The 24,756-nt window shown below is 62.2% G+C and carries 27 protein-coding genes; 15 read left to right on the top strand and 12 right to left on the bottom strand.

The window, feature by feature from the left end; translation table 11 throughout:
- Positions 1 to 5 precede the first annotated feature (5 nt).
- The gene (speB, locus tag AC0L3N_RS07285) at positions 6 to 1,013 is read right to left on the bottom strand and encodes an agmatinase (protein ID WP_473546676.1); all 1,008 of its coding nucleotides are present in this window, start codon (positions 1,011 to 1,013) and stop codon (positions 6 to 8) included.
- Between the two features lie 154 nt (positions 1,014 to 1,167).
- On the opposite strand from speB, the gene AC0L3N_RS07280 reads away from it, so the two are divergent.
- Together AC0L3N_RS07280 and AC0L3N_RS07275 are read left to right on the top strand one after the other, a co-directional pair.
- Positions 1,168 to 1,356 (top strand): hypothetical protein, encoded by a 189-nt coding sequence (locus AC0L3N_RS07280; RefSeq protein WP_473546674.1) that lies wholly within the window; start codon positions 1,168 to 1,170, stop codon positions 1,354 to 1,356.
- Between the two features lie 93 nt (positions 1,357 to 1,449).
- Positions 1,450 to 2,508 (top strand): glycerophosphodiester phosphodiesterase family protein, encoded by a 1,059-nt coding sequence (locus tag AC0L3N_RS07275; RefSeq protein WP_473546672.1) that lies wholly within the window; start codon positions 1,450 to 1,452, stop codon positions 2,506 to 2,508.
- A gap of 44 nt (positions 2,509 to 2,552) precedes the next feature.
- Here AC0L3N_RS07275 and AC0L3N_RS07270 read toward each other — a convergent pair whose 3' ends face one another.
- Positions 2,553 to 3,425 carry an aldo/keto reductase family oxidoreductase gene (locus AC0L3N_RS07270; protein ID WP_473546670.1) on the bottom strand — a complete coding sequence of 291 codons (873 nt, stop codon included), beginning with the start codon at positions 3,423 to 3,425 and terminating at the stop codon, positions 2,553 to 2,555.
- Positions 3,426 to 3,519: 94 nt separating this feature from the next.
- On the opposite strand from AC0L3N_RS07270, the gene AC0L3N_RS07265 reads away from it, so the two are divergent.
- Positions 3,520 to 4,428 carry a LysR family transcriptional regulator gene (locus tag AC0L3N_RS07265; RefSeq protein ID WP_473546668.1) on the top strand — a complete coding sequence of 303 codons (909 nt, stop codon included), beginning with the start codon at positions 3,520 to 3,522 and terminating at the stop codon, positions 4,426 to 4,428.
- 79 nt (positions 4,429 to 4,507) lie between these two features.
- On the opposite strand, the gene rpsI is transcribed toward AC0L3N_RS07265, so the two are convergent.
- The 5 genes from rpsI to AC0L3N_RS07240 all read right to left on the bottom strand — a co-directional run bounded on the left by rpsI (position 4,508) and on the right by AC0L3N_RS07240 (position 6,853).
- Positions 4,508 to 4,990, bottom strand: a complete 483-nt coding sequence (gene rpsI / locus AC0L3N_RS07260; protein WP_023717316.1) for a 30S ribosomal protein S9 — start codon at positions 4,988 to 4,990, stop codon at positions 4,508 to 4,510.
- A gap of 1 nt (position 4,991) precedes the next feature.
- The gene (rplM, locus tag AC0L3N_RS07255) at positions 4,992 to 5,456 is read right to left on the bottom strand and encodes a 50S ribosomal protein L13 (protein WP_023798353.1); all 465 of its coding nucleotides are present in this window, start codon (positions 5,454 to 5,456) and stop codon (positions 4,992 to 4,994) included.
- Positions 5,457 to 5,736: 280 nt separating this feature from the next.
- Positions 5,737 to 6,135, bottom strand: coding sequence for a type II toxin-antitoxin system HicB family antitoxin (locus AC0L3N_RS07250; RefSeq protein WP_123150077.1), 399 nt, complete (start codon positions 6,133 to 6,135; stop codon positions 5,737 to 5,739).
- Positions 6,132 to 6,347 (bottom strand): type II toxin-antitoxin system HicA family toxin, encoded by a 216-nt coding sequence (locus AC0L3N_RS07245; RefSeq protein WP_123150110.1) that lies wholly within the window; start codon positions 6,345 to 6,347, stop codon positions 6,132 to 6,134. Before AC0L3N_RS07245 ends, AC0L3N_RS07250 begins: the two co-directional genes overlap by 4 nt.
- Before the next feature lie 50 nt (positions 6,348 to 6,397).
- A complete protein-coding gene (locus AC0L3N_RS07240; RefSeq protein ID WP_123150076.1) occupies positions 6,398 to 6,853 on the bottom strand; it encodes a PaaI family thioesterase in 456 nt (151 codons plus the stop codon).
- Positions 6,854 to 7,031: 178 nt separating this feature from the next.
- Here AC0L3N_RS07240 and AC0L3N_RS07235 point away from each other — a divergent pair, with 178 nt between their 5' ends.
- From AC0L3N_RS07235 to AC0L3N_RS07210, 6 genes are all read left to right on the top strand, one after another.
- Positions 7,032 to 7,853 carry an enoyl-CoA hydratase gene (locus tag AC0L3N_RS07235; protein ID WP_123150074.1) on the top strand — a complete coding sequence of 274 codons (822 nt, stop codon included), beginning with the start codon at positions 7,032 to 7,034 and terminating at the stop codon, positions 7,851 to 7,853.
- A gap of 2 nt (positions 7,854 to 7,855) precedes the next feature.
- On the top strand, positions 7,856 to 8,278 hold the full coding sequence (locus tag AC0L3N_RS07230) for a VOC family protein (protein ID WP_192364770.1): 423 nt from the start codon (positions 7,856 to 7,858) through the stop codon (positions 8,276 to 8,278).
- A gap of 12 nt (positions 8,279 to 8,290) precedes the next feature.
- Positions 8,291 to 9,067, top strand: a complete 777-nt coding sequence (locus AC0L3N_RS07225) for an AAA family ATPase (RefSeq protein WP_473546666.1) — start codon at positions 8,291 to 8,293, stop codon at positions 9,065 to 9,067.
- Complete coding sequence (locus tag AC0L3N_RS07220; protein ID WP_258117695.1) at positions 9,064 to 9,585, top strand: CoA-binding protein; 522 nt, start codon at positions 9,064 to 9,066, stop codon at positions 9,583 to 9,585. Before AC0L3N_RS07225 ends, AC0L3N_RS07220 begins: the two co-directional genes overlap by 4 nt.
- A 146-nt stretch (positions 9,586 to 9,731) precedes the next feature.
- Positions 9,732 to 11,012, top strand: a complete 1,281-nt coding sequence (locus tag AC0L3N_RS07215; protein ID WP_473546664.1) for an O-acetylhomoserine aminocarboxypropyltransferase — start codon at positions 9,732 to 9,734, stop codon at positions 11,010 to 11,012.
- 21 nt (positions 11,013 to 11,033) lie between these two features.
- On the top strand, positions 11,034 to 11,384 hold the full coding sequence (locus AC0L3N_RS07210; protein ID WP_473546662.1) for a cupin domain-containing protein: 351 nt from the start codon (positions 11,034 to 11,036) through the stop codon (positions 11,382 to 11,384).
- Here AC0L3N_RS07210 and AC0L3N_RS07205 read toward each other — a convergent pair whose 3' ends face one another.
- Entirely contained in the window at positions 11,385 to 12,641 is a 1,257-nt protein-coding gene (locus tag AC0L3N_RS07205; protein ID WP_473546660.1) for a cytochrome P450, read from the bottom strand.
- 105 nt (positions 12,642 to 12,746) lie between these two features.
- On the opposite strand from AC0L3N_RS07205, the gene AC0L3N_RS07200 reads away from it, so the two are divergent.
- Positions 12,747 to 13,850 carry an NAD(P)/FAD-dependent oxidoreductase gene (locus AC0L3N_RS07200; RefSeq protein WP_473546807.1) on the top strand — a complete coding sequence of 368 codons (1,104 nt, stop codon included), beginning with the start codon at positions 12,747 to 12,749 and terminating at the stop codon, positions 13,848 to 13,850.
- Positions 13,851 to 13,925: 75 nt separating this feature from the next.
- Here the strand turns inward: AC0L3N_RS07200 and AC0L3N_RS07195 are convergent, their stop codons facing one another.
- The gene (locus AC0L3N_RS07195; RefSeq protein ID WP_473546658.1) at positions 13,926 to 14,441 is read right to left on the bottom strand and encodes a hypothetical protein; all 516 of its coding nucleotides are present in this window, start codon (positions 14,439 to 14,441) and stop codon (positions 13,926 to 13,928) included.
- 338 nt (positions 14,442 to 14,779) lie between these two features.
- Between AC0L3N_RS07195 and clpP the strand changes: the two genes are divergently transcribed.
- The 4 genes from clpP (at position 14,780) to AC0L3N_RS07175 (ending at position 20,163) form a co-directional block, all read left to right on the top strand.
- Complete coding sequence (gene clpP, locus AC0L3N_RS07190) at positions 14,780 to 15,409, top strand: ATP-dependent Clp endopeptidase proteolytic subunit ClpP (protein ID WP_095485814.1); 630 nt, start codon at positions 14,780 to 14,782, stop codon at positions 15,407 to 15,409.
- 294 nt (positions 15,410 to 15,703) lie between these two features.
- The gene (gene clpX, locus AC0L3N_RS07185) at positions 15,704 to 16,978 is read left to right on the top strand and encodes an ATP-dependent Clp protease ATP-binding subunit ClpX (RefSeq protein ID WP_027155315.1); all 1,275 of its coding nucleotides are present in this window, start codon (positions 15,704 to 15,706) and stop codon (positions 16,976 to 16,978) included.
- 307 nt (positions 16,979 to 17,285) lie between these two features.
- On the top strand, positions 17,286 to 19,697 hold the full coding sequence (gene lon, locus AC0L3N_RS07180; protein WP_095495865.1) for an endopeptidase La: 2,412 nt from the start codon (positions 17,286 to 17,288) through the stop codon (positions 19,695 to 19,697).
- Positions 19,698 to 19,890: 193 nt separating this feature from the next.
- Entirely contained in the window at positions 19,891 to 20,163 is a 273-nt protein-coding gene (locus tag AC0L3N_RS07175) for an HU family DNA-binding protein (protein WP_023798342.1), read from the top strand.
- 105 nt (positions 20,164 to 20,268) lie between these two features.
- Here AC0L3N_RS07175 and AC0L3N_RS07170 read toward each other — a convergent pair whose 3' ends face one another.
- On the bottom strand, positions 20,269 to 21,291 hold the full coding sequence (locus AC0L3N_RS07170) for an aldo/keto reductase (protein ID WP_473546655.1): 1,023 nt from the start codon (positions 21,289 to 21,291) through the stop codon (positions 20,269 to 20,271).
- Positions 21,292 to 21,596: 305 nt separating this feature from the next.
- Here AC0L3N_RS07170 and AC0L3N_RS07165 point away from each other — a divergent pair, with 305 nt between their 5' ends.
- Positions 21,597 to 22,340 carry a creatininase family protein gene (locus AC0L3N_RS07165; RefSeq protein WP_473546653.1) on the top strand — a complete coding sequence of 248 codons (744 nt, stop codon included), beginning with the start codon at positions 21,597 to 21,599 and terminating at the stop codon, positions 22,338 to 22,340.
- A gap of 206 nt (positions 22,341 to 22,546) precedes the next feature.
- On the opposite strand, the gene AC0L3N_RS07160 is transcribed toward AC0L3N_RS07165, so the two are convergent.
- Positions 22,547 to 23,464 carry a carbohydrate ABC transporter permease gene (locus tag AC0L3N_RS07160; protein ID WP_473546651.1) on the bottom strand — a complete coding sequence of 306 codons (918 nt, stop codon included), beginning with the start codon at positions 23,462 to 23,464 and terminating at the stop codon, positions 22,547 to 22,549.
- A gap of 13 nt (positions 23,465 to 23,477) precedes the next feature.
- A complete protein-coding gene (locus tag AC0L3N_RS07155) occupies positions 23,478 to 24,599 on the bottom strand; it encodes a carbohydrate ABC transporter permease (protein WP_473546649.1) in 1,122 nt (373 codons plus the stop codon).
- Between the last annotated feature and the right edge of the window lie 157 nt (positions 24,600 to 24,756).

Here is a 24,756-nt window from a genome sequence, read left to right as displayed (position 1 = left end):
GATAGTTATATGCCGCTTGCCTGATTCAATGCGGCAACGACGTTATTGCCGCTGTTCAGCTCTTCGAGTCGGGCCTTTCGTTCCGCCAGCAGCCCGAGATAGTGCATGGCCACCGTCGACCCGGCAATTGCCGTTATATCGGCGTGATCATAGGCCGGCGCAACCTCCACGACATCGGCGCCGACGATATCGACCTGATTGATCTGGCGCAGCACCGACAGGATTTTTGCCGAGGACGGCCCACCGGCGACCGGTGTGCCGGTGCCGGGCGCGAAGGCCGGGTCCAGGCAATCGATATCGAAGGTGACATAGGCCTTCTTGCCGCCGGTGCGGTCGACGATGGCATAGGCGATATCGGACGCGCGCATTTCCTCGACTTCGTGGCCGTACAGGATCTTGATGCCGAAGGTGTCGGGTGCATGGGTGCGGATGCCGATCTGGATCGAACGGTCAGGATCGATAATCCCCTCCTTGACCGCACGGCCGACGAAGGAGCCGTGATCGATGCGCTTGCCGTCGTCCGGCCAGGTGTCCTGGTGGGCGTCGAACTGCACGAGGGCGAGCGGGCCGTGGATGGCGGCATGCGCCTTGAGCAGCGGCCAGGTGACGAAATGGTCGCCGCCGAGCGATAGCAGGAAGGCGCCGGATTTCAGGATCTTTGCCGCCTCGCGCTCGATCGTCCCTGGCGTCTTCTGGTGATTGCCACTGTCGAGCAGGCAATCGCCATAGTCGACCACCGCGAGATGTTCGAACAGATCGCGCGAGAACGGATATTGCGGATCGTTGTCGAGGATAGTCGAGGCGCGGCGAATCGCCTGCGGTCCGAAACGCGCGCCCGGCCGGTTGGTGACGGCGGCGTCGAAGGGGATGCCCCACACCACCGCGTCCGCGCCCTTCACGTCCTTCGTGTATTTGCGTCGCATGAACGACAGCGCGCCGGCATAGGTCGGCTCGAAGGACGCACCTGTCCTGGCCCGGGCGGTGAAGGCGTGGTCGATGTTGGTGTTCGGCATGAAGGTCTCCTGTGCGTCGAGGCGCAACCTTATTGGATATAATTCTCAGAAATGCGACCCCCTCCGAGGCCATGGACATTCGAGCTTGGTCACAAATTCTTGCTTGCCAGGTGAGCCCGCATGGCAAACCCGGAAATTGCGTAGGTAAGCATGAATGCAACCGAAAGTAGAAAGCCATGCCCTCATCGGATGGCATCGGCCGGGAGCGGAACAGATATGGGCCGCGCCACCCGGCCAAACCGACCGCTACGGCGGCGGCATCGATCTCGTCGACCTGATTGCTGGCGACCTGCTGATTGCCGTCGGTTCGAGGTTGCAGAACGGTCGCTTCAGCCGGCATTGACCTGACTTTTCGGCATTTGCGAAGCCGGCTTCGTTCACTGGGCTGTCACGTGCGTCGCTTAACCGGGTTCCCATCCGGTACGGAGCGATTCTCATGCAAACGACCTGGTTGAACCTTCTGCTCTCCGCCGCCTTGGCGCTGTTCACAGGCACGGCATCGGCAGGCGAAACACGCGCCAGACAGATTCTCGACCGTTTCGAACACGCCAACCAATGGCGCGACCATGTCATGGTGGCGGCACACCGCGCCGGCAGCATGCAGGCCAGCAAGACGCTCTATGCGGAGAACTCGATCGCCGCCGTCGAGGCATCGATCGCGCTTGGTGCCGAAATCGTCGAGGTCGACGTCAGGCGCTCCAAGGACGGCGAGTTCGTCGTCATGCACGACAGCTGGCTCGATCGCACGACGAACTGCAAGGGCGAGGTGGTCAAGCGCACGCTGGCCGAACTCAAGTCCTGCAGACTGGTGATCGAGGGCACTGGCGCCGTCACCGATGAGCCGGTTTCGACGCTGCGCGAGATGCTGGTGGCGACCAAGGACAGGATCCTCATTAACATCGACAACAAGCTCGACGTCGACAGCCTGGCCGGCATGATCGCGGTTGCGCGCGACCTGGGCATGGCCGAGCAGGTGATCGTCAAGGAAAACCTGTGGAACCCGGCCAGGATCACCACTGTCAAGGCCGCCATGGGCGCGATCGGCAGCGGTTTCCAGTTCATGCCGATCATCGCCGACGACGCGGTTCGCGACGCCGGTTTCGCCGAGAAAGTCAGCGGGGCCTTTTCGCCGCGCGCGGTCGAGATGATCAACTGGCGGGCCGGCGCGGAGGCGTTGACCGACACCGGCGGTCCGCTGTTCAGCCCCCGCATGCGCGCGGCGGCGATAAGGGGCGACTGGCACATCTGGGCCAATACCTACGCCATCGTCAACAAGCCGGGCGGCTTTCTCGCCGGCGGGCGCGGCGACGAGTTGGCGGTGCTCGCCAGTCTGCCGCGCGAGACGTACGGCTTCTGGGCCGAGCGCGGCGCCACCATCATCCAGACCGACGAGCCGAAAGCGGCGATCGACTGGCTGGCGGCGAACGGCTATCGCGTACCTTATTCTGATGAGATGCGGCCGGCGGAGCCGGCGAACACCGCAAGCATCAACTAGACCTGGAGCGGAGCGGGCAAGGGTGCCGCTTCGCCAGCTCGCCGTCAGGCGGCCATCGCCACGCCGTCCAGCTCCTTGACGGCATCCTTGGGCAGATCGAGTTCGGCTGCGGCAAGATTCTCCCTGAGATGCTCGACCGATGAGGTGCCGGGGATGAGCAGGATATTGGACGCGCGACGGAGCAGCCAGGCGAGCGCGACCTGCATCGGCGTGGCGCCCAGGCGCTGAGCGACGCCGGATAGGGTAGACGACTGCAGCGGGTTGAAGCCGCCGAGCGGAAAGAACGGCACATAGGCGATACCGTCGCGGGCGAGTTTGTCGATCGAGGCATCGTCGCCCCTGTGCGCCAGATTGTATTGGTTCTGCACGCAGACGATCCTGGCGATCCGTCGCGCCTCTTCGACCTGCGCTGACGTGACATTGCTTAGCCCGATGTGACGCACCAAACCCTGCCGCTGCAACTCGGCCAGCACAGTGAACGGCGCCTCGATCGACCCTTCGGCAGGGCCATGCGCGTCGAACATGATCCTGAGATTGACCACGTCCAGCACGTCGAGCCCGAGATTGCGCAGATTGTCGTGCACCGCCTGGGTCAGCTCTTCGGCCGAGAAGGCCGGCAGCCACGATCCATCCGCGCCGCGACGCGCACCTATCTTGGTGACGATCGTCAGATTGTCTGAATAGGGCGCAAGCGCTTCACAGATAAGCAGATTGGTGATGTGCGGGCCGTAAAAGTCGCTGGTGTCGATGTGGTTCACCCCGCGCGCAACGGCTTCGCGCAGCACGGCCAAGGCTGCGTCGTGATCTCTGGGCGGACCAAACACGCCGGGTCCCGCGAGCTGCATGGCGCCGTAGCCGAGCCGTTTCACGGTGCGGTCGCCGAGAGTGAATGTGCCGTAATTGTCGGTACTGGACATGATCTATCTCCGCTCAGGATGACGCTGAGATAGGCGCTGTCCGATCTCACGATAATTGGGTACATTCCGCACGGGCTGTACGGAATATCGAACAATGAAGATCGACCTCGGAGACCTGAACGCCTTCGTGGCCGTAGCGCGGGCCAGGGGTTTTCGCGATGGCGCCCGCGCGAGCGGCGGCAGTGCGTCGGGCTTGAGCGAGGCGGTGCGCCGCCTCGAGACGCAGCTCGGTGTCAGGCTGCTCAACAGGACGACCCGCAGCGTCGTCTTGACCGAAGCGGGCGCGAGCTTGCTGGCCCGGCTCGGCCCAGCCTTGACCGAGGTGGAATCGGCCCTCGACGTTGTGAATGGCTTCCGCGACAGGCCGGCAGGTACGTTGCGCCTTAATGTGCCGGTCAGCGCGGCGCGGCTGGTGCTGCCCAGCATCGTCCCGGGGTTTCTCGCTGCCTATCCCGGCATCCGGCTGGAGGTGATCGCCGAGGAGAGCTTTGTCGATGTGCTGGCGGCGGGGTGCGATGCCGGGATCCGTTACGACGAGCGGCTGGAACAGGACATGATCGCGGCGCCGATCGGACCGCGCCTTCAGCGCTTTGCCACCGCCGCTAGCCCTGCCTACCTTGACCGCCATGGCCGGCCGCAACACCCGCGCGACCTTCTCGGTCACGCCTGCCTGCGCGGCCGCTTCGCCAGTGGTGCGATGCCGCCGTGGGAATTCGAGCGTGCCGGCGAGGTGGTGCGGGTCGATCCGACGGGGCCGCTCCTCGTGACCCTGGGCGGAGCGGCCGATCTCGCCGTCGATGCAGCCATCGCCGGTACCGGCATTGTCAGCCTGTTCGAGGATTGGCTTCGCCCTCACTTTGAGCGCGGTGTGCTCGAACCCGTCCTCGAACCTTGGTGGCAGAGCTTCCCCGGGCCGTTCCTCTATTATCCCGGCCGGCGTCTCGTGCCGGCGCCGTTGCGGGCGTTTATCGACTTCATCAAAGTACCGGCCGATCGTTCCTAAATTTGGACCATGTTAGTAATCACCAAAAGAAAAGGCCGCCCGGAGGCGGCCTTTTTGAATGTCTGAAGCTGCGCAGTGCTTAGCGCTTCGAGAACTGGAACGAGCGGCGGGCCTTCGCCTTGCCGTACTTCTTGCGCTCGACGACGCGGCTGTCGCGGGTCAGGAAGCCGCCCTTTTTGAGCACGGCGCGCAGCGCGGGCTCGTAATAGGTCAGCGCCTTGGAGATGCCGTGACGCACGGCACCGGCCTGGCCGGAAAGGCCGCCGCCGATGACCGTGGCGACGATGTCGTACTGGCCGGCGCGGTTGGCGGCGATGATCGGCTGGTTGAGGATCATCTGCAGGACCGGGCGTGCGAAATATTCGGCGAACACCTTGTCGTTGACGACGATCTTACCGGAGCCGGGCTTCACCCAGACACGCGCGATGGCGTTCTTGCGCTTGCCGGTGGCATAGGCGCGGCCCGACTTGTCGAGCTTCTGGACATGGACGGGTGCCGCCGGCTGCGTGTTGGTGTTGCCGGTGGCAGTTCCGAGTTCTGCGAGCGAGGAAAGCTCAGCCATTTTACGAAACCTTCTTGTTCTTGGCGTTCAGCTTGGCCACGTCGAGCGTGACGGGCTGCTGGGCGACATGCGGATGTTCCGTGCCTGCATAGACGCGGAGATTCTTCATCTGGCGACGGCCGAGCGGGCCACGCGGGATCATGCGTTCGACGGCCTTCTCGACGACACGCTCGGGGAAACGGCCCTCGAGCAGCTGGCGCGCGGTGCGCTCCTTGATGCCGCCGGGGTGACCGGTGTGCCAGTAATAGACCTTGTCGGTGAATTTCTTGCCGGTGAACACCACCTTGTCGGCGTTGATGACGATGACGTTGTCGCCGTCGTCGACATGCGGGGTGAAGGTGGGCTTGTGCTTGCCGCGAAGATGATTGGCGATGACAGTGGCGAGACGGCCGACGACGAGACCCTCGGCGTCGATCAGCACCCACTTCTTCACCACATCCGCAGGCTTCTGCGAAAAGGTTGCCATGGATTGTTGCTTTCGGTTCGGATCTTCCCCATCGACGAACGACAAGGAAAAGCGCTTCTTGTTGCTTGGATTGACGCCGAGCGCTCGCCCGCCGCCAATAACAAAACGGCGGCCTTTGGCGGGCCGCTGTTCCGTGAGGGCTTATAGGCGAGGGGGAGATAGCACGTCAAGGCGAATTAAAAGACGCGTAGCTCAGAAAATGAAGCAAAAACAAAGGATTGAATAATAGGTACTATTTTACCACACTGATCTAGTGTTAATTGCGGTGCAGAATCTGGCCTTAGTGCTTTGCCTCGATTTCCTTGCGGGCCGCGCTGGAGAGGAACGCAGATCGCGTTATGCCGCGTTCGCGCGCTGCGATGTCGATCGCCCGCAAAACGCCGCGCTCGAAAGTCACGTTTGCCCTGACGACGGCGCTGTCATTGTCGATGAGCGGCACCGAGACCAGATAGGCTCCTTCGGCGAGCGCGTTGCGTATGTCGGGAAGCGCGACAATCGCTTCATGGTTGGACGGCTCTGGAACGGGCATATCCTCTGCCCACAATTGCAAGGCTTCAACGGCATTGGGCACGATGTCTTCCGCCGCGTCCGCAGCCGAAAAGCAGCCGGGAATGTCCGGAAAGCGGATGCCGAATGCGCTGTCGGGATCTTTGTCGACCAATGCGAAATAGTTCTTCATTTGCAATCTCCAGGACGCTTCAGCTCGTCCTTATCCAGCCTGGCCTGCTTGGCGATCGCGCGAGCGGTACCGGTTGGCAGATTCTTCTCGGGATGCGGAACGATCAACACAATCTCGCCCTTTCGGAATTTGTGATGCGAGCCGCGTACGGAAATCAGTTCGAAACCATCGTCTTTGAGACGCTTCACGATCTTGCGGCTGTCACGTTCCAGCAAAGGTCATTTATGCGCACATATATACACATCAACCGGAAATTCAATTGTCAAGATGGCGACCGCTTCGGCGGGATCGAATAGGTTCCCGTCGCGTGCGCTACCGTATGTCCCTGCGGTCCGGCGACGATCTCGATTTCGAACACCATCAGGCTCTTGCCCAGCTTCAGGATCCGGCAATGGCCGTCGATCGGTCCGGCCTCGGCTTTGCGGACGAAATTGATGTTGAGATTGGTGGTCACCGAAAGCGCATCCGGCCCGGCATGCGAAAGCACGCAGACATAGCCGCCAATGTCGGCCAGCGTGAACAGCGACGGGCCCGACACGGTTCCGCCGGGGCGCAAATGCCGCTCGTCGGCATTCAGGCGCACCGTGCAGCCGCCCGGAAACACGTCGATCGCCTCGTAGAAGGTGAACTGGTCGTTGAGCTGCGGATAGACGGTCTCCATCAGTGCATTGACTTGCGCGGCAGTCAGCATCGGCTTGAGATTGTTTTGGGCGGGCATAGGCGGTTTCCTATATACGGCGCCGTAGGGCCGGCGGTCTCAAGGCGAGGGCGCTTGGCTGAGGCCGCGCAGCCGAGAAAACACGTCTCAAGGCTGTTCTTCAATCGGCAGCGTGCTAGTTCTTTTGTTCCATGGCCCGCGAATCCGATGCCCGCTGGCCGATGAAGAGGTTGGAGACATGGCTGAAATCGTCGCCATCAAGCCGGCTGTTGCCGAAGGTCCTGTCGTCGCGAGGCTGGACAAGGGCGTGCTCCGCCTCACGCTCGCCAATCCGCCGGCCAATGCCCTGTCGCTGGCGGTGATGGCGGCGCTGGCGGCGGAGCTCGACCGCGCGAAATCAGACAGATCCGTCCGCGTCATCATCCTGGCAGCGGCCGGAAAGGTGTTCTGCGCCGGACACGACCTCAAGGAAATGACCGCGCGCCGCGCCGACGCCGATCGCGGCAAGGCATTCTTCGAGGAGACGTTTTCCGCCTGCGCGGCACTGATGCAGGCGATCGTGCGCCATCCCAGGCCGGTGATCGCCGAGGTCGATGGTCTGGCGACGGCGGCCGGGGCGCAACTGGTCGCGAGCTGCGATCTGGCGATCGCCTCGCATAAGGCGACCTTCTGCACGCCGGGCGTCAATATCGGGCTGTTCTGCTCGACGCCGATGGTGGCGCTGTCGCGCAACGTCTCGCGCAAGCAGGCGATGGAGATGCTTTTGACCGGCGAGACGATCGATGCGGCGACGGCTAAGGAATTCGGCCTGGTCAATCGCGTCGTGCCGGGCGAATATCTCAATCAGATTGTCACCAAATACGCGCAAACCATTGCTGCAAAATCGGCCTTGGTCGTGAAGACCGGCAAGGAGGCCTTCTACGCGCAGGCCGAGATGGGGCTGGCCGAGGCCTATGCCTACACTGGCCGCGTCATGGTCGACAACATGCTGGCGCGCGACGCGGAAGAGGGCATCGGCGCCTTCATCGGCAAGCGCAAGCCGGAATGGACGGACGACTAGATATGGAACCCCGCATCTCCATCATCACCATCGCCGTCGACGATCTCGAGCGCGCCACGCGCTTCTACGAGGCGATGGGCCTGACCCGCCATGCCGGGATCACCGACGGCGTCGCCTTCTTCCAGATGGGCGGCGTCATTCTCGGGCTGTTTCCGCGCGAAAGCGCCGAAGCGGATTCAGGCATCACCTTCGGCACGGCGCCGTCGGCGATCTACCTCGCCTACAACACCCGCTCCGACACGGAAGTCGATCACGTGCTTGCGATGGCCGAGAAGGCCGGCGGTCGTATCGTCAAGCCGGCCGGCCGCGCCTTCTGGGGCGGCTGGTACGGTTATTTCGCCGACACGGAAGGGCACGTCTGGGAAGTGGCGCACAATCCGGCTTTTCCGATCGCGGAAGACGGCAGCATCTCGCTGCCGGGCTGATACCGCTGCCAGATGGCATATCGCAAGCAGCTGACGCGACTTAAGGCTCCCTATCTCAAGCGCATCCTGATAGAGCCGGCGCGGGTCGAAGATTGGGAAAAATATCCCTGGAACCTGCCGATCTTCCGCAGTCACGATTTCGAGCTCGAATTCACCACGCCGATCACCATCATCGTGGGAGAGAACGGCACCGGGAAATCAACGCTGCTCGAGGCGATCGGCGCGCTGGCCGGATATGATGAGGCCGGTGGCGGTAAGGGCTACATGCCCATCGACCACTCCCGCGCCATCGACAAGAGCGGCGCGGCACTGGCGGAAACGCTGCGCGGCCATTGGCTGCCGAAGGTCACCGCCGGCTGGTTCTTCCGCGCCGAATCTTTTTACTCCGTGGCCCGCTATCTCGATCAGGCCGCCATCGACGCCCATGCGGCGCCGCCCGACTTCCTGTCCTGGTCGCATGGCGAGGGTTTCATCCGCTTCTTCGAGGAGCGCTGCCGCCGGCAAGGTATCTACATCCTCGACGAGCCGGAAAGCGCCTTGTCACCGACGCGCCAGATCGAGCTTCTCAAAATGCTGCGGCGGATGGATCTATCAGGCACGGCGCAAGTGATCATGGCGACGCATTCGCCGCTGCTGATGGCCTGTCCCGGCGCGCGGCTGTTCCGCATCAGCCGGTTCGGGCTCGACCAGACCGATTTCCATGATACCGATCATTTCCGCATGATGCGCAGTTTCTGCAACGACCCGGATGGTTTTCTCGCCGAAGCTCTGTATGAGGACGAGGCATGAACCACGACGCCTACGACAATGCCTATATTGCCGGCATCCTCAATTCGGTGAAAACCATCGCCATGGTCGGTGCGTCCGCCAACGATGTGCGGCCGAGCTACTTCGTGCTGAAATACCTGCTGGGCAAGGGGTTTTCGGTGTTCCCGATCAACCCCGGCCAGGCCGGCAAGGAAATCCTTGGCCGGATGACCTATGCCAGGCTCGCCGATGTTCCCGAGCCGATCGATATGGTCGACGTGTTTCGCGGCTCCGCGGCAGTGCCGGGCGTCGTCGACGAGGTCTTGCGGCTCGATCCGTTGCCGAAAGTCATCTGGATGCAGCTTGGCGTGCGCCACGACGAGGCGGCCGCGCGCGCCGAGGCCGCCGGCATCAAGGTCGTGATGAACCGCTGCCCCAAGATCGAATATGGCAAGCTGTCGGGCGAAATCGGCTGGACCGGCGTCAACTCAGGCGTGTTGTCGTCGAAGAAGCCGCTGATGCGGCCGGGATTCCAGAGTTTTGGCGTTCGCCAGAAGTAGACGGAAAGTCATTCCGCCAATCGGAACATTTTCTCGTGCCTCGATCACAGAACGTGCATCGAAGGGCATTTTCTCCTTTGCATTCGCGACCGGGCTTCGCCAAGAATGCCCGGCGTTTTTCAGACGGTTCAAAAGGGAGGTATTCGATGACCCGCACGCCCGGTTTCAACACGCTCGCCGTCCATGCGGGTGCCAAGCCCGATCCGGCGACCGGCGCGCGTGCCACGCCGATCTACCAGACGACCTCCTTTGTCTTCGATGATGCCGATCATGCCGCCTCGCTGTTCGGGCTAAAAGCCTTCGGCAACATCTATACCCGGATCATGAACCCGACGCAGGCGGTGCTGGAAGAGCGTATCGCGGCGCTCGAAGGCGGCACGGCGGGGCTGGCGGTGGCGTCGGGCCACGCCGCGCAGGTGCTCGTCTTCCACAATCTGATGCAGCCCGGCGACAATTTCGTCGCCGCGACAAGGCTTTACGGCGGCTCGATCAACCAGTTCGGCCACGCCTTCAAGAATTTCGGCTGGCAGGTGCGCTGGGCCGACACCAACGACATCTCGACCTTCGAAAGCCAGATCGACGAAAAGACCAAGGCGATCTTCATCGAGAGCCTGGCCAATCCGGGCGGTGTCTTCGTCGACATCGAGAAGATCGGCGACATCGCCCGTAAACACAGCCTGCCGCTGATCGTCGACAACACGCTGGCCTCGCCCTATCTGGTGCGCCCGATCGAGCATGGCGCCGACATTGTCGTGCATTCGCTGACCAAGTTCATCGGCGGCCACGGCAATTCGATCGGCGGCGCCATTGTCGACGGCGGCACCTTCGACTGGTCGAAATCCGGCAAATATCCGATGCTGTCGGAGCCGCGCCCCGAATATGGCGGCCTCGTCCTGCACGAAACCTTCGGCAATTTCGCTTTCGCCATTGCCGCGCGCGTGCTTGGCCTGCGCGACATGGGCCCGGCGATCTCGCCCTTCAACGCATTCCTGATCCTGACCGGGCTGGAAACCCTGCCGCTCAGGATGCAGCGCCATTGCGACAATGCGGTCACTGTCGCCGCCTGGCTGTCCAACCACCCGAAGATCGCTTGGGTGTCCTATCCCGGCCTGCCCAGCGACAGCAACAACGCGCTGCAGAAAAAATATTCGCCGCTTGGCGCCGGTGCGGTGTTCACCTTCGGCCTGAAGGGCGGCTATGCGGCGGGCATCAAATTCGTCGAGGCGCTCGAACTGTTCTCGCACCTTGCCAATGTCGGCGACACCAAGTCGCTGGTCATTCACCCGGCATCGACCACGCATCGGCAACTGTCCGACGAGCAGAAGGTCGCCGCCGGCGCTGGGCCGGATACGGTCAGGCTCTCGGTCGGCATCGAGGATGTCAACGACATCGTCGCCGATCTGGAACAAGCTCTCGCCAAGGTTTGATCCCCGCTGGAAGGAGTTTCCATGACTGCGCCGAAATTTCTCTCCGTCGATACTGAAAGCGTCGAGCCGGAACCTGGCGCGCCGGCGCCGGATCGCCTGATTTCAGGCGATCCAAAATTCCGCACCTGGAATGTCGAGGAGCAGGACGGCGGGCTCTATGCCGGCATCTGGGAGGCGACGCCGGGCAAATGGCGTATCGAGTATGACGAGTGGGAGTTCTGCCACATCCTGTCGGGCGTCTCGGTGATATCAGAGGACGCTGGCGAGGCGCGCACCGTCAGGGCCGGCGACAGTTTCGTGCTCAGGCCGGGGTTTAAGGGAAGCTGGGAAGTGCTTGAAACGACTCGCAAGGAGTATGTGATCAAGCTTTGATCACCGTCCGGTGTGCACGACGAGCGTTTCCAGCCCGTGGAAATGATAGGTATCGCGAAAGCGCGGCTGTTCGGCCAGATGGAGCTGGGGTAGGCGCTCGAATAAGGTTTTCAGCGACACCTGCAATTCGAGCCGGGCGAGCGGCGCGCCGATGCAGAAATGAATGCCGGCGCCGAACGAGACGTTCTTTTGGTCCGCACGATCCGGCCGGAAGGCGAAGGGTTCGGCAAACGCCGCCGGATCGTGGTTGGCCATGCCGAGCAGCAGGCCGATCGTCTCGCCCGGCCGCACGATGACACCGGGACCGACCTCGATCTCTTCATAGGCATAACGCGTAAACATGTGCAGCGGCGCGTCGAAGCGCAGGCATTCCTCGACGGTGGCGGCTGTCATTTGCGGCGAAGTGAAGAAGCGGCGCGGGTCGCCGCCTTGCGCGAGGATCGCGCGCACCGCATTGCCGGTCTGATGGACGGTTGCCTCGTGGCCGGCATTGAGCAGCAGGATAGCCGAGGACACCAGCTCGTCCTCCGAGAGTTTTTGGCCATCGTCCTGTGCCGCAATTAGCAGCGACAGGAGGTCATCGCCGGGGTTTTTGCGTCGCTCGGCAACATAGCCACGCAGGAAATCCGAAAAATCCCGCGCCGCGCGATTGGCCGTCTCTTCCGTTTCGCGTGTGCGGCCATGCATGTACATGGCGACCATCCGATGCGACCAGTCGAGCAGTTGCGACCCCATCTCGACCGGCACGCCGAGCATTTCGGCAATGATGGTGATCGGCAAAGGCGACGCGAAAGCCGGCAGCAGGTCGACCTGGTCCGGTTCGAAACGGTCGATCAGCTCGTTGGCGAGCGCCTCGACACGCGGCCTGAGGCGCTCGACCTGGCGCGAGACGAAGGCGCGGTTGACCAGCGTTCTGAGCCTGGTGTGAACGGGCGGTTCCAGCTCCAGCATCGAATTGGCCTCGACACCGTCGAAGGCGTTGAGATGCGTGCGATCCCGGCCGATGCCGCTTCTGTCCGGGATGCCGGCCGGGTTCTGGCGGCCGAAGCGGCGGTCGCGCAGCAGCCGGCTGACGTCGTCGAAGCCGCCGAAGCACCAGAAGCCGAACTCTTCCCAGAAGAAGGCGTTCGATGCGCCGTGCATAAAGGCATAGGCCTCATAGGGGTTCTGGAAGAAAGCCGGCTCGTGCGGATCGAGCCGCACATGGCGGGTGGCCGGATCGAAGGCCAGGTAAGTTGGTGGCACCAAATCGGTCATTCTGGATCATTAGCGCGGCTTGCCAGCTTGGCGCCAGACCGTATGTTGGCGCCCGGTGATCCTTCGAGTTGAGCCAGCCGGCGCGGCTGCGGAAAGACTGACTTGATGAATGTGATCGTGGTTGGCGCAGGCATTGCAGGGCTTTCGACGGCCTGGTCGCTGGTCAAGGCCGGGCACCGGGTCACGATCGTCGAGCAGGGGTCGATTCCCAATCCGCTTGCTGCCTCAGGCGACCATCACCGCATCATCCGCCGCGCCTATGGTGCAGCGGCGGGCTATGGCCGGCTGATCACCGAGGCCTATGAGGCCTGGGACGAGATGTGGGCCGATCTCGGCGAAAACCATCTCGACCGGCGCGGCTTCATCTGCATTTCGCGGGAGCCGGGAGACGAAGCCGAGGAATACCGCGAAGGCATGGAAGCCGGGAACTACCCGTTCGAACTGTTCGAGCCGGACGCCGCGGCTAGACGCTGGCGGTTCCTTGAGCCCGGCTCGTTCCGCTACGCGTTTTTTTCGCCGGACGGCGGTGCGCTGCATTGCCGCAGGATCGCCTCCGGTCTGGCCATATGGCTGCGGGCCAACGGCGCCAATGTCTACGAGAACAGCAAGGTGACGGAAGTCGACGCCGAGGCCGGCCGCATCGTGCTTGAAAGCGGCGAGACGATGCAGGCCGACCGCATCGTCGTCACATCAGGCGCCTGGGTGCTGAAACTGTTTCCGGAACTGGACGGCGAACTGAAGACCTGGCGCACCGCGCTTGCCTATGTCGAACCGCCGGCGGATCTGAAAGCGGCATGGCAGGCAGCCCCGGTCATCCTCAATGTCGGCGGCGCTGTCGACGGCTACGTGGTCCCGCCGTCCGGCGGCGCCGGCATGAAATTCGGCTCAGGGCTGCACAGGGTGCCGACCAGCGACGCCGACTGGAACCGCCAGCCGGTGGCGGGCGAGGGCGAGGCGATCCGCAACCTGTTTTCGCCGCCGATCGCTCGTGTCGAAGAATACAAGATCACCGAGGTCGTCACCTGCGCCTATACCTTCACCGCCGACGAAAAATTCCTGGCGCATGAGAAGGGCAAATGCATTGTTGTCTCGGCCTGCTCCGGCCACGGCTACAAGTTTGGCGCAGCTGTCGGCAGGCGTGTCGCGGCGACTGTCGGCAATGGGGACGTCGCCGGCTTGAAGGCGTGGCTGCGGGCCGAGGCGGTCTGACCTAGTACCGGCAGTGCCTCGACATATGCACGCGCCGCCAGCCGGATGAGCCTTCCCTGACCACCACGCGGCGCGTCACTGTCTGGTAGGAGGCGGGAACGTCGATGATCCGCCGTTGTTCCGGCTGCACCAAAACCTCTTCGGCCACGCTCTCCTACTCGGCGGGATGATGACGCGCCGTTGGCGCTCAGGCTGCACCACCACGGTCTCGGCCACGCGTTCATAGCGCGCCGTGTGCCTGATCTTGCACAGCACCTTGCGGCCATGGATGACGCGCCATTCCCAGGAATAGCCGCCGTCATTGATCTTCACCGTACGGTAGATGGTGCGGGTGATGGCAGGTATGATCTCGTAGCTGACACGCTGGGGTGCGATCTGCACCACCCGCTCGCGCGTCCCGTAGATCGCGGGAACATACTCCACCTGCTGGCCGGCCGGGCTGACGAGCGCGTTTTCGTAGACTGTTTCGAAGACGGCCGGCCTGTTGACCTGCTCGTAGCATTCGACGGCGCGTCCGCCGGCGGCCGTTTCGGATACCATGCCGAGAACAGCAAGGCTGGCGATGGCCGAGGAAGCAGTTTTCCTGATCATGGCACTCCCCCTGTTTGAACTCAAAACACAAGTTCAACGTTGAATTGTAGGGGAAGCCGTGTCGCCGGAAAGCGGTTTCGACACATTTCGTTAAGCGACGCGGTTAAGAAACTGCTACTCGGCAGCGCGGCTGAAAAAACGGGAGAAAGCTGCCGGCATCCGGGTCGGGCGAATCCTGTGCAGAAACCTTGATTCGACTTAACCGGATGGCTAGGAGAGGCGGCCTTGCGCTAGGGTGAGCCGGCATCCTATTTACAGGACAACGATCCAGAACCGATTCTGCCCGATGTGCTAATATCCCCCGGCGCCGGAATCCCACCTTTGAGAAGGGATAGTCCATGAAGAACCCCGTCGAAACCTACATGAACCTCGTTCCGATGGTGGTCGAACAGACCAATCGCGGCGAGCGGGCCTACGACATTTTCTCGCGGCTGCTGAAAGAGCGCATCATTTTCATCACCGGCCCGGTCGAGGACGGCATGGCGACGCTGGTCTGCGCGCAGCTCCTGTTCCTCGAAGCGGAGAATCCGAAGAAGGAAATCAACCTCTACATCAATTCGCCCGGCGGTGTCGTCACCTCGGGCATGGCGATCTACGACACCATGCAGTTCATCAAGCCGGCGGTGGCGACGCTGTGCATCGGCCAGGCCGCCTCGATGGGCTCGCTGCTTCTCACCGCAGGCGAGAAGGGCATGCGCTTCGCCACGCCGAACGCCCGCATCATGGTCCACCAGCCTTCCGGTGGCTTCCAGGGTCAGGCTTCCGACATCGAACGCCACGCCCAGGACATCATCAAGCTGAAGCGCCGTCTCAACGAGGTTTATGTCAAGCACACCGGCAAGAGCTACGACGAGATCGAGAAGACGCTCGACCGCGACCACTTCATGACCGCTGACGAGGCGAAGGATTTCGGTCTCATCGACAAGGTCATTTCGTCGCGCGAGCCGGCTGAGGTTGCCGCCGCATAAGCCCGGTGGCAGTTGGATGGCGGGAAAACACGCTTTTGATGCCGCTTGCGGCATTTCGGCCACAATTGGCTGTTCCCTCGACGGGAGCAATTGCCTACGTTAAGCCTATGTTGATTTTCGACGGCTTAGCTTTGTGCGGGGTTGGTGCGAATCATTGCGACGTTTTCTGATATGTGTTTCGTATGGAATGCGTTGCGGGAGCCGGAATACTGGCGGCGGCGATTTCCCGCGATAGATTGAGTTATGCGCCCTTTCAACCAGACCATCGGCGGGCGGCTATGAAAGGACATGAAAATGAGCAAGGTCGGCAACAGCGGCGGTGATTCCAAGAACACGCTTTATTGCTCGTTTTGCGGCAAAAGCCAGCACGAAGTCCGCAAGCTGATCGCCGGCCCGACGGTGTTCATCTGCGACGAATGCGTCGAGCTCTGCATGGACATCATCCGCGAGGAGAACAAGACCTCGATGGTGAAGTCACGCGAGGGCGTGCCGACCCCGCAGGAGATCCTCAAGGTTCTCGACGACTACGTCATCGGCCAGCCCTACGCCAAGCGCGTGCTGTCGGTGGCCGTCCACAACCATTACAAGCGCCTCGCGCATGCCGGCAAGAACAACGACGTCGAGCTGGCGAAGTCCAACATTTTGCTGATCGGCCCGACCGGTTGCGGCAAGACGCTGCTTGCGCAGACGCTGGCCCGCATCATCGATGTGCCGTTCACCATGGCCGATGCGACGACGCTGACCGAGGCCGGCTATGTCGGCGAGGATGTCGAGAACATCATCCTGAAGCTGTTGCAGTCGGCCGACTACAATGTCGAGCGCGCCCAGCGCGGCATCGTCTACATCGATGAAATCGACAAGATCTCGCGCAAGTCGGACAATCCTTCGATCACCCGCGACGTGTCGGGCGAAGGCGTCCAGCAGGCGCTGTTGAAGATCATGGAAGGCACGGTCGCCTCCGTCCCGCCGCAGGGTGGCAGGAAGCATCCGCAGCAGGAATTCCTGCAGGTCGACACCGCCAACATCCTGTTCATCTGCGGCGGCGCCTTCGCCGGCCTCGACAAGATCATTTCGGACCGCGGTCGCAAGACCTCGATCGGCTTCGGCGCCACCGTCGCTTCGCCCGAGGATCGCCGCACCGGCGATGTTTTCCGCCTGGTCGAGCCCGAGGATCTGCTGAAGTTCGGCCTCATTCCCGAGTTCGTCGGGCGTCTGCCGGTCCTGGCGACGCTGGAGGACCTCGACGAGCCGGCGCTGATCCAGATCCTGACCGAGCCGAAGAACGCGCTGGTCAAGCAGTATCAGCGGCTGTTCGAGATGGAGAATGTCGACCTGACCTTCCATGAGAATGCGCTGTCGGCGATCGCCAAGCGCGCCATCGAGCGCAAGACCGGCGCGCGCGGCCTGCGCTCGATCATGGAAGCGATCCTGCTCGACACGATGTTCGAGCTGCCGGCGCTGGAAGGCGTGCGCGAAGTGGTTATTTCGGAAGAGGTGGTGTCCGGCAACGCCAGGCCGCTCTACATCTATTCCGAGCAGAAGGAAAAGAAGGGCAACGTCAGCGCCTGACGTGAGCCCCTGCAGTGGAGATTCCTCAAACGGCGCCGCGAGGCGCCGTTTTGTTTTGCGGACGGGCCGACTTATGATGAACGGTTGTGACAGATTGGATGAACGGATTGTGACAGATTGGATGAACGGTTTCGTGTTGACCCTTGATCTTTGCCCCCCGTGCCTCCAACTAACTGAGGAAGGCCGGGGTGCCGAATTCTGTGCTGTAAAACTCCCGTCACAAACGGTGGTAGGCGGAACGATCCTCGGTCGTTAATATGAGATTCGCGGTTGGCCGATTGGCGGTCGCGACATGAAAGGTTGGACAATGGCCAAAATATCCAAGGCTCCCAGCGACGGCGTCTTTGCTGTCCTCCCACTGCGCGACATCGTGGTGTTCCCGCACATGATCGTTCCGCTCTTTGTCGGGCGTGAAAAGTCGATCAAGGCGCTGGAGGAGGTGATGGGTCAGGAAAAGCAGATCCTGCTCGCGACCCAGATGAATGCCGCCGATGACGATCCCGAGTCCGATGCGATCTTCGACATCGGCACGCTCGCCAATGTGTTGCAGTTGCTGAAGCTGCCGGACGGCACCGTGAAGGTGCTGGTCGAAGGCGCCTCGCGCGCGAAAATCGTCTCGTTCACCGACCGTCCCGACTTCCACGAGGCCCGCGCCGCGGCGCTGGTCGAACCGGATGAGGAAGAGGTCGAGGTCGAGGCGCTGGCCCGTTCCGTCGTCACCGACTTCGAGAACTACGTCAAGCTGAACAAGAAGATCTCGCCCGAAGTGGTGGGTGCCGCCAGCCAGATCGACGACTATTCCAAGCTCGCCGATACGGTTGCCTCGCATCTTGCCATCAAGATCCCCGAGAAGCAGGAGATGCTGGCCACGCTTTCGGTCAAGGAGCGGCTGGAAAAGGCGATGGGCTTCATGGAAGCCGAGATCTCCGTCCTGCAGGTCGAGAAGCGCATCCGTTCGCGCGTCAAGCGCCAGATGGAGAAGACGCAGCGCGAATACTACCTCAACGAGCAGATGAAGGCGATCCAGAAGGAGCTCGGCGAGGGCGAGGACGGCCGCGACGAGGCCGCCGAGATCGAGGCGCGCATCAAGAAGACCAAGCTCTCCAAGGAGGCCCGCGAAAAGGCGGAAGCCGAACTGAAGAAGCTGCGGACGATGTCGCCGATGTCGGCTGAATCGACCGTCGTGCGCAACTATCTCGACTGGATCCTGTCGATACCGTGGGGCAAGAACTCCAAGGTCAAGCAGGATCTGGCCTTCGCGCAGAACGTGCTCGACACCGACCATTTCGGCCTCGACAAGGTCAAGGACCGCATCGTCGAATATCTCGCCGTGCAGAGCCGCCAGAAGAAGCTGAAGGGGCCGATCCTGTGCCTCGTCGGACCTCCCGGCGTCGGCAAGACCTCGCTCGGCAAGTCGATCGCCAAGGCGACCGGCCGCGAGTTTATCCGCATGGCGCTGGGCGGCGTGCGCGACGAGGCCGAAATCCGCGGTCACCGGCGCACCTATATCGGCTCGATGCCCGGCAAGGTCATCCAGTCGATGAAGAAGGCGAAGAAGTCCAACCCGCTCTTCCTGCTCGACGAGATCGACAAGATGGGCCAGGATTTCCGCGGCGATCCGTCATCGGCTTTGCTCGAGGTGCTCGATCCCGAGCAGAACTCGACGTTCATGGACCACTACCTCGAAGTCGAATACGACCTGTCGAGCGTGATGTTCGTGACGACGGCGAACACGCTGAACATCCCTGCGCCCTTGATGGACCGCATGGAGATCATCCGTATCGCCGGCTACACCGAGGACGAGAAGATCGAGATCGCCAAGCGCCACCTGATGCCCAAGGTGATCCGCGATCATGCGCTGCAGCCGAAGGAGTTCTCCGTCGGCGAGGACGCAATCCGCGGCATCATCCAGACCTACACCCGTGAAGCGGGCGTCAGGAGCCTGGAGCGCGAGCTGATGAAGCTCGGCCGCAAGGCGGTGACCGAGATCCTGAAGACGAAGAAGAAGACGGTCGACATCACGGCGGACAATCTCGCCGATTACCTCGGTGTTCCGCGCTTCCGCTTCGGTCAGGTCGAGGCCGACGATCAGGTCGGCGTGGTCACCGGGCTCGCCTGGACGGAAGTCGGCGGCGAGCTGCTGACGATCGAAGGCGTCATGATGCCCGGCAAGGGCCGCATGACGGTGACCGGCAATCTGCGCGATGTGATGAAGGAATCGATCTCGGCGGCGGCCTCCTACGTCCGCTCACGGGCTATCGATTTCGGCGTCGAGCCGCCGCTGTTCGACAAGCGCGACATCCACGTTCACGTGCCCGAGGGCGCAACGCCCAAGGATGGACCGTCGGCGGGTGTGGCGATGGCGACGGCGATCGTCTCGGTGCTGACCGGCATTCCGGTCAGGGCCGATGTGGCGATGACCGGCGAAATCACGCTGCGCGGCAGGGTGCTGCCGATCGGCGGGCTCAAGGAGAAGCTGCTTGCAGCGCTGCGCGGCGGCATCAAGAAGGTGCTGATCCCGGAAGACAATGCCAAGGATCTGGCGGAGATTCCGGACAACGTTAAGAACGGTATGGAGATCGTTCCGGTCGGGCGGGTCGGTGAAGTCTTGCGCCATGCGCTGGTGCGTATGCCGGAGCCGATCGACTGGGTTGAACCGGTCAATGCGCCGGCTGCGGTGGATGCCGGAGACGACGCCGGCAAGTCGCTGGCTCATTAGCACCTTCTAAAGTTGCAATGCACAAGAGAGAGCCGGGCCGAGCGCCCGGCTTTTTCATGTGAAAAACCCCGGAATTCCGCGGTTTTTTCGACTCTATTGACGCTTTTCGACTTGGTTGCGGAAGCGCTTCTTTCTAAAGTCCGTTTCCTGCCGGATGAGTCTACGTTCCGGTTTCTCATGGAAGGGAATTTTTATGAACAAGAACGAACTGGTGTCCGCTGTCGCCGATGCCGCGAGTATTTCGAAGGGTGACGCGCAGTCGGCGGTTGATGCGGTGTTCTCCGTCATCACCGGCGAACTGAAGAAGGGCGGCGATGTCCGGCTTGTCGGCTTCGGAAATTTCACCGTGTCAAAACGCGCTGCCTCGACCGGCCGCAATCCGCAGACCGGCGCGGAAGTGCAGATTCCGGCGCGCACCGTGCCGAAGTTTTCGGCCGGCAAGGGCCTCAAGGACGCAGTCAACTAAGCGCCTTCTTACCCTTTTCAGAGACCAGAAAAGCCGGGCATGCCCCGGCTTTTCTTTTGCACCCACTTTTGTGGGCTCATATTGTCGAGATGACAGCGGACGGCTTTATGCCGTCGGTGCATCGGCGCGCATCAGCCCTTCCTTTTTGAGATCGGCCCAGAGTGCTGATGGCAGCTTCGCGTCGAGCAGCGACCGGTTGCTTTCGACCTCGCTCGGCCGCTGTCCGCCGGGGATCACCGACACGACCGAAGGGTGCAGCAGCGGAAATTGCAGTGCTGCCTCGATCAGGCGCACGCCATGGCGTTTACAGACGGCCTCGATGCGCGTGACGCGGTCGATGATGTCCTGCGGCGCCTCGGAATAATTGTAGTGGGCGCCGGGCTTCGGTCCGGTTGCCAGGATGCCGGAATTATACGGCCCGCCGAGAACGATGCCTATACCGCGCTTCTGGCATAGCGGCAGGAAGGACTGCAGCGCCTCCTGCTCCAGCAGCGTATAGCGCCCGGCTAGCAGGAAAAGGTCGAAGTCGCCACGCTCGGCAAGTGTCTGGGCAACCTGCCATTCGTTGATGCCGCCGCCGAACGCCTTGATGACGCCCTGGTCACGCAAGGCGAGCAGCCCGTAATAGCCCGAGCGCATGAACTCCTCGATGCGTTGGTCCGAGGCCTCCTTGCTGCCATGCGTGAAGACGTCGACGTCATGCACGAAAAGGATGTCGATGCGGTCGACGCCGAGGCGCTCGAGCGAGGCTTCGAAGGAGCGCATGACGCCGTCATAGCTGTAGTCGTAGACCTCGCGGCGCGACGGCGTGTCGAAGAACTTGCCGATGCCGGTGCGTTGGTCCGGCGGGCAGGCCCGCATGATGCGGCCGACCTTGCTCGACAGCACGTAGTCGTCGCGCTTTTTCGAGCGCAGGAACGGATTGAGCCGCGTTTCCGACAGGCCAAGCCCGTAGAGCGGCGCGGTGTCGTAGTAGCGGCAGCCGACCCGCCAGGCGGTCTCCAGAGTGGCGTTGGCATCTTCATCGGAGACGGCGCGATAGAGGTTTCCGAGCGGCGCCGTGCCGAAGCCGAGTTCCGTGAAACTGATGCCGCCATTGCCGATGCGGTCGAAATGCCGTGTCTTCATGTCCTGCCGTTTTCCTCACCTTTGCAATTGCCATGACACTATCACGCCTGGGGCGCTGCAAAAGCACTCCGAGCCGTTGGACACGAACTTTCACGGTGATAGCATGAGCAAAAACAAGCTGTTCGGGGAAAAAATGGCCCAAACATTCAGGCAAGTTTCGGGTTCCGGGAAATTGGTCGAACCATCGTGACCAATGCCGGCACAGATCTGGTCCGAATTGCGCTCGACGAGCTTGGCACTGTGCTGGCTCGGATCGGCGAAAGCCGTATCGACGCCGCCCGCCACACCAACATGGAGTAGGCGTCATGCGCTACGAGCTGATGCTGCCGCACCAGATCCGCAAGGCGATCGCCGAGAACTGGCCGGTCGTGCTCCCGCTCGGCGTGCTCGAATACCATGGTGAGCACATGGCCGTCGGCATGGATACGCTTGCGGTGGTCAAGATGCTGGAGCTGTTCGAAAAGGAAGCCGACATTGTCATCCTGCCAGCCTTCTACTATGGCGCGGCGAGCTACGCGGTGGCGCCGCCGGAGGGCAATGGGTCGGTTCAGGTCGGCGGCAGGGCGCTGGCGCCGTTCGCGGAGGAACTGTTCTACAGCCTATTGCGCATCGGTTTTCGCAACATCCACGCCATCATCCACCACCAGACCGAGAACTTTGTTGCCGGCATGCCGACCGATCTCGCTTTCAAGACCGCTGGCCGCCTGGCGATCTTCCGTTTCCTGGAGAAGGAACGCGGCGAGGGCTGGTGGGGCTCGGAGACGATGGCCGGCTACTATGCCGAGCACGCCGAGGGCGCCAATTTCTTCAACTGGATACAGGTGCATCCGCTGATGCCGGCTGCGATGTATGGCCAATATCCGTTCGACCATGCCGGCATCGGCGAGACGTCGCTGATGCTGGCGCTATGCCCGGAAGCGGTGGACGCCGGCCATTTTACCGACAATACGGGATGGTACACGGCGACCGCCCCCGACGCCTCGGCGGAACTGGGGCAAAAGGGCGTCGCGATGATCCTCGATCATTTGAGGGCGATACTTTTAGCCTAGAGCGGTTTCTCCCTTCTCCCCTTGTGGGAGAAGGTGGCCGAGCCCACGGGTCTTGCCTCCGGCAAGCCCGAGGACAGGCTCCGCTCGGTCGGATGAGGGTGTTCCAGGGAACGCGACGCCTCATTTCTTCCAGCACCCCTCAACCGTCTCGGCGCTACGCGCCAATCCACCTTCTCCCACAAGGGGAGAAGGGAAGGCAGGGCGGTCTACTTCACCGCGCCCGCGGTCATGCCCATGATCAGATAGCGCTCCAGCGCGATGCCGATGACGGCGAGCGGCGTGATCGCGGCGGTGGCGAGTGCGGCCATCGACCACCAGTTGATGCCCTGCGAGCCGGTCTGGCTCGCCACCATCACGGGAATGGTCTTGGCATCGGTCGAGGTCAGCAGTGCGGCGAAGAAATACTCGTTCCAGCACAGCACCATCGCCAGGATGAAGGCGGCGACCATGCCCGGCAGCGCGATCGGCATGACGATGCGGAAGAAGGCGCCCCAGATCGACAGGCCGTCGACCAGGGCTGCTTCCTCCAGTTCGACCGGGATCGAATTGAACTGGTCGCGCATGATCCAGATGACGATCGGCAGCACCATCAGCGTGTAGAGCAGGATCAGCCCGATGCGCGTGTCGAGCATGCCGACTTCCCGGTACAGCACCAAAAAGGGCAGGGCGAGCACGACCGGCGGCAGGATCAGCTGCGACAGGAAGAAGAAGGAGATGTCCTCATTCTTGAACCAGGCGAAGTGATAGCGGTAGCGGGTGAGGCCATAGGCCGCGAGACTGCCGATGACGATGGCGAGGCTCGACGCGCCGACCGAGGTGATGACCGAATTCGAGAAGCGCTTGATGAATTCATCGCGCACCGTCGAGGTCCGGAAGATCGAGTCCGGCGACAGGCCGAGCGAGCGCCAGCCCTTCCAGTCCGGCCGGAAGTCGACGAACGGGATGAGATGGCCCTGGGTGACGTCGACCGCGGTTTTGAACGAGGTGGTTATCGTCCAGTAGATCGGGAACAGGCAAATGAAGGCCCAGAACACCAGCGCGCCATAGATGAAGACGCGGTTGGCGAAAAAGCTCGCCGGCGAGCGGATTTCGGAAGCGGCATAGTCGGTGGTCTGAACGCTCATGTCGCCGCCCCTATCAATTGACGTTGCGCACGAAGCGGTTGGCGAATTTCAACAGCCACGTCACGAATACGATGATGATGATGAGGTAGGCCATCGCCAGCATGGTGCCGTAGCCGACATTCGAGCGGTCGCGATACTCGCGATAGATGAAGCTCGACACGGAATCGGTCGCGCCGCCCGGGCCGCCCGAGGTGACGGTGATGATGATGTCGGCAAGCTTCAGTTTGAAGATGATGCGCAGGATGATCGCCGTCACCGACACCGGCAGCATCAGCGGGAAGGTGACCTGCCAGAAGGTCTGCCAGGCATTGGCGCCGTCTACCCTGGCCGCCTCAAGCACTTCGCGCGACATCGCCTGAAGGCCGGCGAGCAGCATGATCATCATGAACGGGATGAACGTCCAGGCATCCAGCACCATGATCGAGATGCGGGCGGTGATCGGGTTTGAAAAGAAGGCGGGATTTTCCCAGCCGAGCTGGCGCGCCAGGGTTGCGGCCGGCCCGAACCGGTATTCCATCAGCGACTTGCCGATCATCCACGACACCGCGACCGGCGACAGCATCAACGGCATGAGGAAGACGACACGGAAGAATTTGCGCGCCCTGATCTGTGCGTTGAGCAGCAAGGCAAGGCCGAAGGCGATGACATATTCGACCAGCACCGCAAGCACGTAGAGTACCATGTTGAACAGCGCGTTGCGGTAGTAGGGGTCGGCCAGCATCTGCCAGAAATTGTCGAGCCCGTTGAACTTCCGGCCGGAGAAAGAACTGAGGTTCCAGTCGGTCAGCGCGATGTAGAGGCCGAACAGCGTCGGGAAGATCACCATCGCGACGGTGAACAGCAGCGCCGGCAGCAGGAACAGCGCGCGCTGGCCGTCTTCGCCGCGTGTCAGCACCTGGCCGATGCCGAGTGCTGTACCCCACAGCACATAGGCATAAACGACCGGCCGCCAGGTCTCGAATCCGACTGCATTGACGTCGGTCTTGTACAGGATCTGAACTGCGATCACCGCCAGAAGGCCGAGCGTCGCAGCAGCCATCAACGCCCGGCCGAGCCGCTTGCGGCCCGGCGATATCAGATCGGATGGAGCGGCGTCTGCCGGCCACGCATTGGTGGGCAAAGTCTGGTCAGCCACGCGTCTCGTCCGTTCACTGAAGGCTTTTATGACCGGCTGGCCGGTCAAGCTGCGGTGGGGGGGGGGGGGGGGGCCCCCCCCCCCGGGGGGGGAAAAAAAAAAAAAAAAAAAACCACGCAAGGATTGGGGGTAGTTGGTTTTTTTGTGCGGGGAGGGG

This window comes from Mesorhizobium sp. WSM4807, from assembly GCF_055811615.1.
This window is presented reverse-complemented; position numbering and strand designations above follow the sequence as displayed.